At 60.8% G+C, this 13941-nt stretch carries 12 protein-coding genes; 7 read left to right on the top strand and 5 right to left on the bottom strand.

Annotated elements, in window-relative coordinates; all coding sequences use genetic code 11:
- Nucleotides 1-45 precede the first annotated feature (45 nt).
- Both BLV61_RS26095 and BLV61_RS26090 read left to right on the top strand, forming a co-directional pair.
- The gene (locus BLV61_RS26095) at nucleotides 46-390 is read left to right on the top strand and encodes a DUF6124 family protein (protein WP_090468375.1); all 345 of its coding nucleotides are present in this window, start codon (nucleotides 46-48) and stop codon (nucleotides 388-390) included.
- 877 nt (nucleotides 391-1267) lie between these two features.
- On the top strand, nucleotides 1268-2413 hold the full coding sequence (locus BLV61_RS26090) for a M14 family metallopeptidase (protein ID WP_090468373.1): 1146 nt from the start codon (nucleotides 1268-1270) through the stop codon (nucleotides 2411-2413).
- Between the two features lie 70 nt (nucleotides 2414-2483).
- Here the strand turns inward: BLV61_RS26090 and BLV61_RS26085 are convergent, their stop codons facing one another.
- Nucleotides 2484-3029, bottom strand: a complete 546-nt coding sequence (locus BLV61_RS26085) for a cytochrome b (protein WP_047527581.1) — start codon at nucleotides 3027-3029, stop codon at nucleotides 2484-2486.
- The gene (locus tag BLV61_RS26080; protein ID WP_090468370.1) at nucleotides 3026-4111 is read right to left on the bottom strand and encodes a catalase family peroxidase; all 1086 of its coding nucleotides are present in this window, start codon (nucleotides 4109-4111) and stop codon (nucleotides 3026-3028) included. The genes BLV61_RS26085 and BLV61_RS26080 overlap by 4 nt, the downstream gene beginning before the upstream one ends.
- A 164-nt stretch (nucleotides 4112-4275) precedes the next feature.
- On the opposite strand from BLV61_RS26080, the gene BLV61_RS26075 reads away from it, so the two are divergent.
- From BLV61_RS26075 to BLV61_RS26060, 4 genes are all read left to right on the top strand, one after another.
- Nucleotides 4276-4782, top strand: a complete 507-nt coding sequence (locus tag BLV61_RS26075) for an RNA polymerase sigma factor (protein ID WP_090468369.1) — start codon at nucleotides 4276-4278, stop codon at nucleotides 4780-4782.
- Entirely contained in the window at nucleotides 4779-5531 is a 753-nt protein-coding gene (locus tag BLV61_RS26070; RefSeq protein WP_090468367.1) for an anti-sigma factor family protein, read from the top strand. The genes BLV61_RS26075 and BLV61_RS26070 overlap by 4 nt, the downstream gene beginning before the upstream one ends.
- A 333-nt stretch (nucleotides 5532-5864) precedes the next feature.
- Entirely contained in the window at nucleotides 5865-6995 is a 1131-nt protein-coding gene (gene zapE, locus BLV61_RS26065) for a cell division protein ZapE (protein ID WP_090468365.1), read from the top strand.
- Nucleotides 6996-7161: 166 nt separating this feature from the next.
- Nucleotides 7162-8472 carry a leucine-rich repeat-containing protein kinase family protein gene (locus BLV61_RS26060; RefSeq protein WP_090468363.1) on the top strand — a complete coding sequence of 437 codons (1311 nt, stop codon included), beginning with the start codon at nucleotides 7162-7164 and terminating at the stop codon, nucleotides 8470-8472.
- A gap of 130 nt (nucleotides 8473-8602) precedes the next feature.
- Here the strand turns inward: BLV61_RS26060 and BLV61_RS26055 are convergent, their stop codons facing one another.
- The gene (locus BLV61_RS26055; protein ID WP_090323589.1) at nucleotides 8603-9307 is read right to left on the bottom strand and encodes a YebC/PmpR family DNA-binding transcriptional regulator; all 705 of its coding nucleotides are present in this window, start codon (nucleotides 9305-9307) and stop codon (nucleotides 8603-8605) included.
- A gap of 217 nt (nucleotides 9308-9524) precedes the next feature.
- On the opposite strand from BLV61_RS26055, the gene BLV61_RS26050 reads away from it, so the two are divergent.
- Complete coding sequence (locus BLV61_RS26050; RefSeq protein WP_090468360.1) at nucleotides 9525-10949, top strand: type VI secretion system Vgr family protein; 1425 nt, start codon at nucleotides 9525-9527, stop codon at nucleotides 10947-10949.
- A gap of 3 nt (nucleotides 10950-10952) precedes the next feature.
- Here BLV61_RS26050 and BLV61_RS26045 read toward each other — a convergent pair whose 3' ends face one another.
- Nucleotides 10953-12344: an FAD-dependent oxidoreductase gene (locus BLV61_RS26045; protein ID WP_090468358.1), complete on the bottom strand. Its 1392-nt coding sequence runs from the start codon at nucleotides 12342-12344 to the stop codon at nucleotides 10953-10955.
- Nucleotides 12345-12414: 70 nt separating this feature from the next.
- A complete protein-coding gene (locus BLV61_RS26040; protein ID WP_047527566.1) occupies nucleotides 12415-13740 on the bottom strand; it encodes an MFS transporter in 1326 nt (441 codons plus the stop codon).
- Nucleotides 13741-13941: the final 201 nt, after the last annotated feature.

The following is a 13941-nucleotide window of genomic DNA, read 5'->3' as shown; positions in this document are numbered from 1 at the left end:
GGATGAGCTCACGGATCTGAATCTATCACGGAGCTTGCCATCACCATGACCCAACAACCGGCCAACGAACTGCCCGACCTGCAAATCGACACCTCCCTCACCTCGCCCCAAGGCTCCGCTGCCGCCCAACGGGCGCTGGACTACTACTTGAAGCCGGCGGTTTCAGAGAATGAGGTCGAGGAGCGCTTCTTTGATGTGAACCGCAACATCAGCAAAGAAGAGGCATTGGTCCATGCTTCCGATCTGCTGCGTTGTGCCGCAGCCATCGCCTACGAGTCAGCCAATCACCTGCAGGGCGCCAGTCGGGACCTGGCGTTTTCGGCAGTGCATATGATCGATATGGCCAAAGCCATGGTCGCCCGCTCCCTGGAGGGGCACCAGAAAGCCTAAGAGGAAGGCGCTGACAGAGGACCGGAAAGAACTTTCCGATCACAAGACAAAAAAAGCTTGACCCACAAACGAGAATGATTATTATTGCACCATCTGGTCGCGAGATCAGTCGATGGATCAAGGGACCTCAGGTCGGACTTTTGGTCTATCTCCTCATCAGGCTAATCACGGTTTTTGACCCGGCTTATTGCCGGGTCTTTTTTTGCCCGTGTTCTGGCCTGTGGCTTCAGGCTGATCAACTCTTCAAGTGCCGTATACACGCAATGGCGCGGACGATATCAAAAGAATATCCGTTGGCATGGGCAGCCCGACATCATTGGGGCGAACCACCGAAAAATAGCACTTGAGAATCAATTCCACAGTCTCTAAGCTGCGACAGCGTCAAGGAAGACGCCCCCCTCGTTTTACATCATCTGCCTGCCCCCCCTCGTTCCTTGTCTCTGCGATGACCTGTCTTGCCGTCACCATCAGGTTGAAGCGGGTATGCAGGCGAGGATGCACCACCCTCGCCCTCCTGACCTCAATACACCCCGATATGCGAATCCGCCCGTAACGGGTCAGGTTGCCCACCACGTGCACCTCATGCCCACGGCGCCAAGGCGGGTTGAGGTCGGGGCTGGCTATATAGAGGGGCAGGCTGTAGGGGGAGCACTAAAGGAGGAACGCGTAGAAATGCCCCCATTCTGTCACTCGATAGCCTCAAAACAGTGCTGGTGGTAACACGGATGATCGCTACGCTGAGAAGGAGCGCTTCGTGGCGGACACGGGCCGCGGATCAGTGCATCCGCAGGAAGGGTGAAACGTTTTTTCTGCCGCTCCTAACCCCCTTCTCTTGCGTGTACAGTAGCCGCCATAAAATCTAAACAGGAACCCAACCGTGGCTAAATCCTCTCTCGACATCAGTGCCAACTTTGACAGCGGCAACATTGAAGTGCTGGACATCAGCAACCCGCTGCAGGCGCTGCTGGCCATCAAGCCCGACACCCGCAGCCAGCATTTTCAATGGTTCCACTTCAAAGCCAGTGGCCTGCATGTCGGACAGGAGCACTGGTTTCGCCTGAACAATGCCAGCAAGTCCTCTTACAACAAGGCCTGGGACGGGTACCAGGCGGTGGCGTCCTACGATCATGTGAACTGGTTTCGCATACCGACCATCTTCGAAGGCGACTGCCTGCGTTTCAGTCTTGAAGCGACCCAGACCCACGCCTGGTTCGCCTACTTCGAACCCTACAGCCGTGGCCGTCACGACTGGTTGATCGAGCAGGCGCTGACCAAGGCCGGCACAGAACTGCTGGCCACCGGCAAGAGCGTCGAAGGTCGGGACATTCAGCTGTTGCGCAAAGGCTCGGGTGCCGAAGGCCAGCGCAAGGTGTGGATGATCGCTCAGCAACATCCGGGCGAACACATGGCCGAGTGGTTCATGGAAGGCGTTATCGAACGCCTGGAAAAACACGACGACACCGAACTGAACAAACTGCTGGCCAGCGCCGACCTTTACCTGGTGCCGAACATGAATCCGGACGGTGCCTTCCATGGTCATCTGCGCACCAACGCCATGGGCCAGGACCTGAACCGCGCCTGGCAGAGCGCCAGCCCGGAAATCAGCCCCGAAGTCTTTTTCGTACAGCAACAGATGGAAAAGTACGGCGTCGACCTGTTCCTCGACATCCACGGCGATGAGGAAATCCCCTACGTGTTCACCGCCGGCTGCGAAGGCAATCCAGGCTACACGCCGCGAATCGAAAAACTCGAGGAGCACTTCCGCTCCCACCTCAAGCACGTGACCAAGGACTTCCAGACCAAATACGGCTACACCCGCGACGAACCGGGTAAGGCCAACATGACCCTGGCGTGCAACGCCGTTGGCCAGAAATACGATTGCCTGTCACTGACCCTGGAAATGCCGTTCAAGGATCACGACGATCATCCGAACCCGATGACGGGGTGGTCGGGCAAGCGGTCGAAGCAGTTGGGCAAGGATGTGTTGACCACGGTGGCCGAGATGGTTGATACGCTGCGCTGATTGCTTTTTCAGATCAAAAGATCGCAGCCTGCGGCAACGCCCCAGGCGGCGATCTTTTTTCAGGTTATGACTAACCGCGATCCTTGCCCCGCAACATACTGTCCAGCACGTCATCCCGACGCACCCAGGCGTGAAACAACGCCGCCGCCAAATGCAGCAACACCGTCAAGAACAACAGATAAGCCAGATACCCGTGGGCCTTGCGCAGGAAGGCAAACACCTGGGCATTGGCCGGCAGGATCGACGGCAATTGCAACGAATTGCTGAGCATCACCGGTTCGCCCGAGGCCGAAATCATCGCCCAGCCCAGCAGCGGCAATATCAGCATCAAGGCATACAGCAGCACGTGGGAGGCCTTGGCCGCCAGCGCTTGCCAACCCGGCAAGTCCGCGGGTAACGGCGGCTGTTGCGTGGAGAACCGCACAAGCAGACGCACGATCACCAACAGCAAAATGGCGACGCCCAAGGGCTTGTGCAGGTGAATCAGCCATTCATGACGCTCGGACACCGAAGCCACCATGCCTGCGCCGATGAACAGCATGGCGATGATCATCAGCGCCATCAACCAGTGCAGCAGTCGCGCCAGGGGAGCGAAATGGTTCGGTTGGGCGCTCATTGCTTGGCCTCCTGTTTGGCGGCGGGTAACTGGCTGACTTCGCTGGTGCGACGCAGGTAGGAATTGGCGTAACCTGCCGAACGAGCGGCGAGCAACGGGTCGTCGGAACCTTCGATCCCGGCGGGCAATACCAACGGGTCGTAGTTGATGTCACGGCACTCGCCACTGAGCTGCGGCTGGGTGCTTTCAAGGACCAGGGTACCGGCGTTCAACACCTTGCGCCCGTCGGGCCAGGCCTTGCTCGCGTCGTTGACCGGATCGCCGGGGTTGGCCAGGATGATGTTCAACTGCCAACGCAACGGCCCTGCGGCGATGCGTTGAACCAGGTCTTTTTCCAGATAATCGCTGCCTTCCGGGGCCGTCGCGCCCGGCGCATCTTGAGCCACTGGCACCATGCTCCAGCGCACCGCCTGCCGTTGTCCAGCGGCGTTCACCAGGTAAAACGCGTTGACGCTGTTGTAGGTTTCCGTCACGTAACTGGCCGATGGCTTGGCGGTCTTGATCCAGGCAAGAAACGGTGCGGCTTCAGGGTGCGAGCCGAAGAATGCCGGCACCGCCGCCGGGTTCGGCTTGCCGGTGGCCGGGTCAGGCGACTGGGCTTGTTGCAATTGATAGAACGCCTCGGGCGTGCCCACCGGGAACACCGGCATGCTGTTCATCCCGGTGCGCCACTGCTGGCCGTTGGCCTGGGTGAAGCGCAACGCCAGGCTGCGGATGGGCACGGCACTGTCCGGCGCATAAGGATTACCCGCCGGCAAGGCGAAACGCCCGACCACCGGGGTCCGCGCTTCATTGAACACCTGTGCCGAGGAGTAACTGCGCGCTTCGCCGCTGCTCTCGAAATGGCCGATCACGCACACGCCTTTAGAGTGATTACGTCTGAATCCGGGGTGCACGCCGTTGTTGGTTTCCAGCACATTGATCAGCTTTTTCGGCGTCAGGCGTTGTGGGTCAAGGGTGCCGTTGACGTAGGCAAACGCCCCGGCCACGGCGGCGACGACCACGGCAATGCCTGCCAGGCGCATCATCAGGCTCGCGGTACTCAGGGGTGGCCGGGTGGGCGGTGTTGATCGATCTACCATGAAGGACTCCAGGGCCATCGGCCACAAGTGAGAAGAACCAGACAGACGCCCCCCCCGAGGGTTTATTCCATCGTTCGGTATTTATTTTTTCCGGCGTGGAATAACCTCGATGGCCATGCGTCTTCCTGGACACTCACCACAGCGTAGTGACTGGTCAGAACTTCATGAATGATATCGACGAACAATTGCGGGAAATTATTCCCAGGCTGCGTCGCTTCGCCGTATCGCTGACGCGAAATCCCGGCAATGCCGACGATCTGGTGCAGTCGTGCCTCGAGCGGGCACTGTCGGCCTGGGGCGACAAGCGGCCCGAGGGAGACCTGCGTGCCTGGCTGTTTTCAATTCTCTATCGGCAGTTCCTCGACGCTCACCGGCGCTCCCGACGCTATGCGCGAATGCTCGAGTTCTTCACCGGACGCGACGATGCGCAGCCCTCGACAGAGCGAACGGTGATCGCCCAATCGACACTGAACGCCTTCGATCAACTGCCCACCGAACAGCGCGCATTGCTGCTTTGGGTATCGGTGGAAGGCCTGAGCTACAAAGAGGTCGCCGAGATTCTCGATGTCCCCACTGGCACGGTGATGTCCCGCCTGTCCCGGGCCCGCCAGGCCTTGCGCCAACTCAGCGATGGTGAAATCAACCGCCCTTCCCTGCGGAGACTCAAATGATCAGCATGCCCCCCAGCGAGCGAGATCTGCACGCTTATGTCGACCACCAACTCAGCGATGACGACCGACGCCTGGTGGAGACCTATCTCTCTGGCAACGCGCCCATTGCCGAGCAGGTGCGCGCCTGGCAAAAAGACGCCCAGCAACTGCGCGCAGCCCTGAGCGGCGCCCTGCAGCAACCGGCCAACCCGGACCTCGATCCTGTGATGATTCGTCAACGCCTCAAACGCCAGTCCCGTCGTCACCTGGCCAGCGCCGCTGTATTGCTGATCGCCGTCGGCATCGGCGGGGTCAGCGGCTGGCAGGCACGGGAGATGACCCTCGCCAGCGCCCCGCTGCCCATGACCGATGCCCTGCAGGCCTACCGGCTGATTGCCCAGCAAGGCATCTTGCCAGCCGACTACAAGGTCAGTGCCGACGGCGACATGCAAGCCTGGCTCGACCGCTACTTCACCCAGGCCAATCGCCTGCCCGATCTCTCGGGCGCCGGGTTCAAACCGGTCAGCGGGCGTTTGCTCAGCACCGAGCAAGGGCCAGCGGCGATGGTGGTCTACGAGGATCAAGGCGGACATAAGATCAGCTTCTACGTGCGCCCGCCGGGGCCGAAAAACTTCCTGCTGCCACGGGGCAGTCGCCGTGATGACGGCTTGCAGGCCGAGTACTGGTCAGGGGGCGGCTACAACTATGCGATGGTCAGCCCGGCGGATACGCCGGCGGCGCAGATGCTCAAACAGACAACTCAGTTCTGAGCGCCACATCAATTCCGTAGACGCTGGCCTGGCAGCGTCTGCCGGGTTTCGCCTACGCTTTCTTTTTCAGCGTTGCCCACGTAGATCTTAGCGTTGCAGTGGACCACCTGACGGCCCCTAAAAAAATGTATCCACGCCCAATTGAATTGATTTTGTAGGGCCTGTATCGATTTTCTACAGAATTCCAACTCGAAATAAGTTGTACACACCGCAGTAATCCGTCCAAAAAAAACCAGCATTCCAGCGACATGACTGGAAGCAAATTCTCCCCTCTGGGTACACTATGGCGCCGCCGCGCGGGAGCCGGCCTGAAGATTATGGGGTGACATCACAGTGGCCGTTCGACCGCCCAACCGTTTGCGTCTCGCACCGCGCTGGCCATCGCTGCGCCGCCTGTTCGGCAAGGCCTCGGCTGCGCACGCCCATGGAACCGCAACAGGCCGGGTCATCCACGATTACTTTCACCGCAAGGCTCACGCGCAGGGCTACACCCTCAGTCACAGTCAACAGCGCGTGATCGACTGCATGGCGCAACACGCCACAGCACTGCTGGGCAGCGCAGCGCCCCCCCTGCCCGGCCTCTATCTGCACGGCGCCGTGGGTCGCGGCAAGAGTTGGCTGCTCGACGGCTTCTTCCAGGCTATTCCCCTGGAACAAAAACAGCGCCTGCACTTCCACGAGTTTTTTGCCCGGTTGCATCAGGGGATGTTCAGCCATCGCGATCAACCGGACGCGCTGGCGACCACCCTGGATGATTTGCTGCGCGATTGCCGAGTGCTGTGTTTCGACGAATTCCATGTCCATGACATCGGCGACGCGATGCTGATCAAGCGTCTGTTCAAAGCGCTGTTCCGTCGAGGCATTCTGCTGCTGGTCACCTCCAATTACCCACCGGAGGGTCTGTTGCCCAATCCGCTGTACCACGCGCGCTTCAAACCGGTGATCGACCTGATCAATGCGCGCATGCAGGTGATGGAGGTCGGCGGGCCACACGACTACCGCAGCCAGGCCAGAACTCACACGCATCAACTGTTTACCCAGGGTCAATACATCTGGCCCGGCACAGCGTCGCAGCGTCAGGCATCCAACCTGCCACCCGCCAACGCGCCGGCCATTGCGCTGCCGGTCGGCCCTCGCCACCTGCCCGCTCGTTACTGCGAAGACCGTACCATCGGCTTTACCTTCACCGATCTGTGTGAGCAGCCCACGGCGGTCATGGATTACCTGGAGCTGTGCCGACGCTTCGATCACTGGATCATCGACGAATTGCCCAGCCTGGCCGACTGTTCAATCGCCGCCCAGCAACGTTTCATCAATCTGGTGGACGTCTTGTACGATCAAGACAAGCATCTGGTGCTGATGGGGCAGCGTTCTTTGCGCGAAAGCCTGGACGGCGATGCCATCGACCTGGCACGTACCCGCAGCCGCTTGGGGCAGTTGGTGGAGGTCCGGGAGCCGGCCTGATCGCTCGTATTCGATTGGGCTGCTGGCGCGTTAGCGCGCACCTTTCGCCCGCGCTTGATTAAACAACTCGGTCGACTGCGGGCTCGCTCGCGAAAGCGGTCTGACCGACAACACTCATTACCGTTATCATGCCGCCCATTCATTTGATCGATGGCGAGCCCCGTTCATGCACACCCTTGCACAATTGCGCGCCGGCACACTGGCAGGCATCACCCGTCTGGACCTCAGCTGCGGCCTGACAGAATTCCCCCGGAAAATCTTCGACCTGGCGGACTCCCTGGAAGTGCTCAACCTCAGTGGCAATGCCTTGAGCAGCCTCCCGGACGACCTGCATCGCCTGACCCGTTTGCGCGTGTTGTTCTGCTCGGACAATCTGTTCACCGAACTGCCGGCCTGCGTGGGCCAGTGCGCGGCGCTGACCATGATCGGCTTCAAGGCCAACCGCATCGAGCACGTGCCGGGCGCTGCGTTGCCACCGCTCCTACGTTGGCTGATCCTGACTGACAATTGCATCGGCGAACTGCCGACAGAGCTGGGCGAACGCCCCTACCTGCAAAAACTGATGCTGGCGGGTAACCGACTGCAACGCTTGCCGGAAAGTTTGCGCAATTGCCATCGGCTGGAGCTGATCCGCATCGCCGCCAACCAGATCAGCCAATTGCCCGAATGGCTGCTCGCGCTGCCGAGCCTGACCTGGCTGGCGTACGCCGGTAACCCACTGGAAACCGAAGCCGACGCGGCCGCCCTGGCAGCCACTGCGAGCATTCCCTGGTCGCAGTTGCGTCTGGAGCAGCTCCTGGGCGAAGGTGCTTCGGGGTTGATTCATCGGGCGGCATGGGCACGACCGGCCCACGCGGACACGCCAGTCGCGGTCAAACTCTATAAGGGCGAAATGACCAGTGATGGCTCGCCGTTGCATGAAATGAACGCCTGCATTACCGCTGGCCTTCACCCCAACCTGATCCGGGTCGAAGGCCGGGTGGTCGATCACCCGCAAGACACCGCCGGGCTGGTGATGCAACTGATCGAGCCCAGCTACCGCAACCTTGCCGCGCTGCCGAGCCTGGCGACCTGCAGCCGCGATGTCTACGCCGAAGATACCCGGTTCACGGCCGATGTCGCCTTGCGCATTGCCCGTGGTATCGCCTCGGTCGCCGAGCACTTGCACCGCCAGGGCATCACCCATGGCGACCTCTACGGCCACAATATTCTGTGGAACGCGCAGGGTGATTGCCTGTTGGGGGACTTTGGCGCGGCGTCTTTCCATGCCACGCAAGACACCCTGGAAAGCCGTGCACTGCAACGCATCGAAGTGCGAGCGTTCGGGGTTCTGCTGGGGGAATTGCTGGAGCGGATCGACTCGGGGTTGAGCGCCGAGGAGCGTCTGCGGCTGGAGGATTTGCAGCAGCGCTGCTGTCAGCCTGATGTACTGGCGCGACCGGGGTTCGACGAGGTTATTCAACTGCTGAAAGATTGATGACCGCTGCGCGGTCAATCGCGGGCAAGCCCGCTCCCACAGGGTTCAGCGTCGTACGCATTTTTTGCGAACGACACAAATACAGTGGGAGCGGGCTTGCCTGCGATGGCGGTGTCACTGGAAATACAACTTAACCCGCCAACCCGACAAACATGTCTTGCACGTCATCATGGTTATCGAGGCCTTCGAGGAAGGCTTCGACTTCAGCCATCTGCTCGTCGCTCAGGCCGCTGACCGGGTTCTTCGGCTGGTAGCCCAGCTTGGCCGACAGTACGGTGAAGCCTTGTCCCGGCAGGGCTTTTTGCACGGCGTCCAGATCCGCAGGTTCGGTCAGGAACAGGGTCGCGCCGTCTTCGCCCGGCTCGAAATCCTGAGCGCCCGCTTCGATGGCGGCCATTTCCGGATCGGCGTCCGGGGTGTCCGGCGAGGCTTCGATCATGCCCACGTGGTTGAAGTCCCAGGCCACCGAACCGGAAGCGCCCAACTGGCCCTTGCGGAATGCCACGCGGATTTCAGCGACGGTACGGTTGATGTTGTCAGTCACGCATTCAACGATCAGCGGCACCTGATGCGGCGCGAAGCCTTCATACGTCACGCGATGGTATTGCACGGTTTCGCCCAACAGGCCCGCACCCTTCTTGATGGCGCGATCCAGTGTTTCCTTGGGCATCGAAGCTTTCTTGGCCTGTTCAACCACCAGGCGCAGGTGTGCGTTGGTGGCGACATCAGCGCCGTTGCGCGCAGCAATGGTGATTTCTTTCACCAGTTTGCCGAAGATCTTTCCCTTGGCGTTGGCTGCCGCTTCTTTGTGTTTAACCTTCCACTGTGCGCCCATTACTCACTCTCTTGTCTGTGGCGCCGAGACATCTATTGGCCGACGCATTGCGCAAGTTTACCCGGCCTAAAGTTGGCAATCGACCAAAAATTCCGACCTCGAATCGACATATTCACCGGCAGTTGTAGGGCGATTCTGAAACTCCTGTTTGCGATGACCATTAACGGCTGTGGTTTCGTACCCTCTGCAGCCGTACTCCATAGCAGAAGCGCGTCCGATGCATAACGACAAGGAAAGTCCCTTCACCCTGACACTGCTTGACGACGATTTGAGCCTGCAGGTGGTGCAGTTCAGTGGCCGAGAAGCCCTCAACCAACCCTATCGATTCGAGATTGAAGTGATTGGCCTGGCTCCGGCCATGCCGCTGCAACAACTACTGCACCAAGCGGCGTTCCTGAGCCTTGGGCAGGGCCAGGGCATTCACGGCGTACTGCACAGTGTCAGTCGCGAACATCGCGGCCCGCACCGGGTCGGCTACAAACTGGTGCTGGGCCCCGCCCTGCAATCGCTGGACCGACATCGTTGCCGACGCATTTTTGAGCCGTCCAGCGTGCCCATGATCCTGCAGCAGTTGCTGGCCGAACATGAGCTACCCGATGACAGCTATCGCTTCGAACTGACCAATGACCACTATCCTCTGCGACCGTTTTGCATTCAGTACGAAGAAACCGACCTGGCCCTGCTGCAACGGCTGTGCGAGGAGGAAGGCATTCACTATCACTTCGAACACCACCGCCACGGGCATGTTCTGGTGTTCGCCGACGACAGCCTGAGTTTCCCTCAGGAACCGTTGTTGATGCCGTTCCAGAGCGACGCACCCGCTGACAGCAACCCATGGCGAATCAGCGAGCTGTTCCAGCGTCACGATTCACGGCCCTCTTCGCCAAGGCTGGATGCCCGAGACCGCGGCGCCATGGACACCGACGACGGCGCGGCCAATCATGTCTTTAGCCAAGCCATGGCGCCCATGGCCCGCCCCGCTCCCGAACAGCGCTACCGCGATCAACTTGCTCGCCGGCATCTGGAGCGCTTGCGATGCCGGCAAATGCAGATTCACGGCCAAAGTAATCACGGCGAACTGCGCAGCGGCTGCATCGTGCAGGTGACTGAGCACCCACTAACCGGTTTCAACGATCAATGGTTGGTGACCCAGGCGCGTCATCAGGGAGAGCAGGGTTCGATTCTGCAGCAGGGCACCTCGGGCGCGCCCAGGCGTTACCGCAATCAGTTCAGCGCGATTCCCTGGTCAACGGTGTTTCGTCCGGCGCTCGAACAGCCGAGGCCGCGTATCCCCGGTTATCAGCCAGCGCGGGTGCTGGGCCAGACCGGGCAGCAGTCGACGCTGGATGAGCAAGGTCGCATACAGGTGAGTTTGTGGCCTGCTACGGACAATGAAACCGCAGAAGGCATCGGCCTCTGGCTGCCCGTCGCGGTGACGGGTGCCCGCATCGATCCTGGCGGTTTGCCCATGGCCGGCAGCGACGGGTGGGTCAGTTTCCTCGACAGCGATCCCGACCGCCCGGTGTTCTGCGCCAGCACGGGACACCGCTCCACGCCTCGATCCGCCCGGCGCCATGAGCCACGGAGCGATAGCCGTCTGCTGCTCGACTGGTTGATCGACCCCACCGACGCCGGGTCCTGAGCCTCACCCCTTGTCAGCCTTGCCGGCCGCCGCCGCGAACCTGGCCAGGCGCACGTCCAGATGCCGGGGCCGCCGCCCGTGGTCCTCGGCGCGCTCCTTGCGGCGAATGGCGTTGCGCACCATCAACGAGCCAAGGTAACGAATCGGTTCCGGCGGGAAGAAGCCCAGCGGTCCGTTGACCAGTGGCGAGCGCGTCCATGGATTGTCCAGGCCCTGGACCATCGAAGCCAGAATCTGCCCGCCCATGTGGCATGGCCCGACACCGCTGCCGGAATATCCAAAACCGTAGAACAGGTTCCCGCTGGCACTCATCTGCCCAAAGAACGGCAGCCCTGTGACCGAGCGATCCGACGGGCCGTTCCAGGTTGCGTCGACCTTGACGTCGGCAAACGCCGGGAAGAAATCCGTCAGACTGCTGCGAAGCAGACCGGCATAGGGCGATGGCTGATCGAACACCGGTGACAGGCGACCACCGTAAGCGAAGGTATTGCCACCCTTGCCGAGCATGATCCGGCCGTCGGGTGTGTTGTGGTAGTAGTGCACGAAAATCCGCGAATCGAGCACGGTGACACCGCTGGTCAAACCGATTTCGTCGAGCAGATCGGGTCGTGGTTCGGTGATCAACATGTCGCTGGAGACGATCGCCACGCTGCGTTCGAACTGTGGGAATGCCCGTGCCATCCAGGCATTCATCGCCAGCACCACACGATCGGCGCGAACGCGGCCACTGGCGGTCTGGATGACGGCCGGCTTACCTTCCTCCAGCCCGGTCATGGCGGTGTTTTCATGAATCCGCACGCCAAGCTGCAAGGCCACCCGGCGCAAACCGCGCACCAGTTTGCCTGGCTGCACGCTGGCGGCGGCCGGGGAAAACCAGCCTTCCAGGTGCCTGGTGGAACCGGCCATGCGTTGTACATCGGCCAGCGGTCGCTGACTGAAGGAGTTGATGCCGTTGCGCTCCAGCGCGGCGATCACCGCGTCGGTCGAGCCGACCTGAGCGCGGTTGGTCGCGGTGTAGAGGGTGCCATCGAGGCGGTAGTCGGCGTCCACCGCATACCGCTCGCAGAAGGCCCCGATCGCATGGATGCTGCGCTCGGATTCCTTGACCAGCCGCACCGCTTCTTCTGCGCCGAACAGGCGTTCAAGGGTGAAATACTTGGCCGACCATGACAGCGCACAACCACCGTTGCGGCCACTGGCGCCGGCGCCACAGATATCGGCTTCGATCAGCACCACCTCCAGGCCGGGGTTCTGCTCCTTGAGCATGATGGCGGTCCATAACCCGGTGTAGCCGCCGCCGACGATGCAGACGTCGGCGCGGATGTCGCCTTGCAGCGCCGGACAGGTTTCGGACGTCTCGGTCTTCAAGGCCTGCTCCAGCCAAAAGGGTCTCATGGGATCACTCTCCATTCGATAGTCCACACGCCAACCTGCCGCAAACGCAGCAGGCGGCGACGGACAGGGTTCAGGTACGCAGGGATTTGACGCTTATCGGCCGATTAGGCACGAGGGGATAGTGGGTTCGCAAACCACCGGGGCGACTGTTCCAGTGCGGGATCAACACCAGTGCGGAGAACATCGCGCAGCCAGCGAAGACAATGAACACCGTCACGGTGTCGAAATAACCAGGCAGCAACCCGCCAAGAATCGCCCCGACCGAGCCGCAACCGTTGACGAAACCGGCGGCGGTCGCACCGGCCTTGGCAGTGCCGAAGTCGATGGCGGCCGCGCCGCTGATCATCGAATCCGGTCCATAAAGCGTCAGCCCCATGACAAACAGCAGCGCCACTACCAGCAGCACACTGCCGGTGTGCAGGGCACCCATAAACAGCGCGAGCGACACGGTCAGCGCCAGCAGACTGAGCACACAGGCGGGCATACGTCGGGCGCCGAACACTTTGTCGGAGGCAAGGCCGATCATGATCGGTCCGAGCAACCCGGCCAGTTCGAACGCCGTCGGAATGATCGCCGCGCCGACCTTGCCCACCGAAGGCATCTGTTCGAAAACGATCACCGGGCCCCAGAGCAGAATCGCATAGCGCGCCGGTTTCAGCATGAAGTACGCGAGGCCGAGCACCAGCACCGTACGATTGCGCAGGATTTCCTTTAACGGCTCCAAGACGCTGATTTTGCTTTGAGCCTGTGCCTCTTCAGCGGTCAGCTCGGGCTCGGGCTCCACAGCCGGCAAACCGACGTCTTCGGGTTTGTTGCGTTGAAAAATAAAAAACAGCACGGCGACCAGCCCAACCACCGCCGCACTGGAAATGAAGGCCGCATGCCAGCTGCCGATCAGCGTATAAGCCCACCAACCGGCAAAGGGCGATGCCACCAGACCGCCAAAGGCGTAGCAGGAGCTCCACAGGCCCAGCACCCGCCCGCGCTGCTCGGCGGGATAGAAACTACCGAGGTTCTTGCACAGCCCCGACCACCCGGTGGACTGCGCCAGGCCCTGAATCAACATGCAAGTGGCGAAAATCGGCAACGTGGCGAAACTGCCCATCACCAGCGCGGCGGCCGCAGAAATCAGCAAGCCGCCCAGTACCACGACCCGCGGGCCGAAGCGATCGGCCAGGATGCCCCAGGTGAATTGGCCGATGGCGTAAGCGGTCAGATAGATAGCATCGAGGTTGGCCATGGCCATTTTGTCGAGCATGAACGTCGGGTCTTCGCCAATCCCGAGTTTTGCAACAGAGAATGCTTTGCGAGTGAAGTAGAAAGCGGCGTAGGCGAGCCAGGTGATCGCGAAGATCTGCACGCGCCAACGTTTGATGGTGCCGATGTGCTTGTTCATTGTGGTTCTGACCTCAGGGTGTGAGTGTGCCGGCAGAATTGAAAGAAAACGCCTGTGTTTTTATTGTTGAGCACTGCGAAATCACCTTGTCCCTGTGGGCGATTCCGGTCAGATGAGTCCTGTTGTTGCACGCACAGGCTCATGGCACCCGCTGCTGTTCGATTGACCAGTCACCGGGGCTGAGGTGGATAAAAACAACTA

It is taken from the genome of Pseudomonas mohnii (genome assembly GCF_900105115.1).
GTDB classification, from domain to species: Bacteria; Pseudomonadota; Gammaproteobacteria; order Pseudomonadales; family Pseudomonadaceae; genus Aquipseudomonas; species Aquipseudomonas mohnii.
The sequence above is the reverse complement of the archived record's forward strand: the minus strand, read 5'-3'. Positions and strand labels throughout refer to the sequence as shown.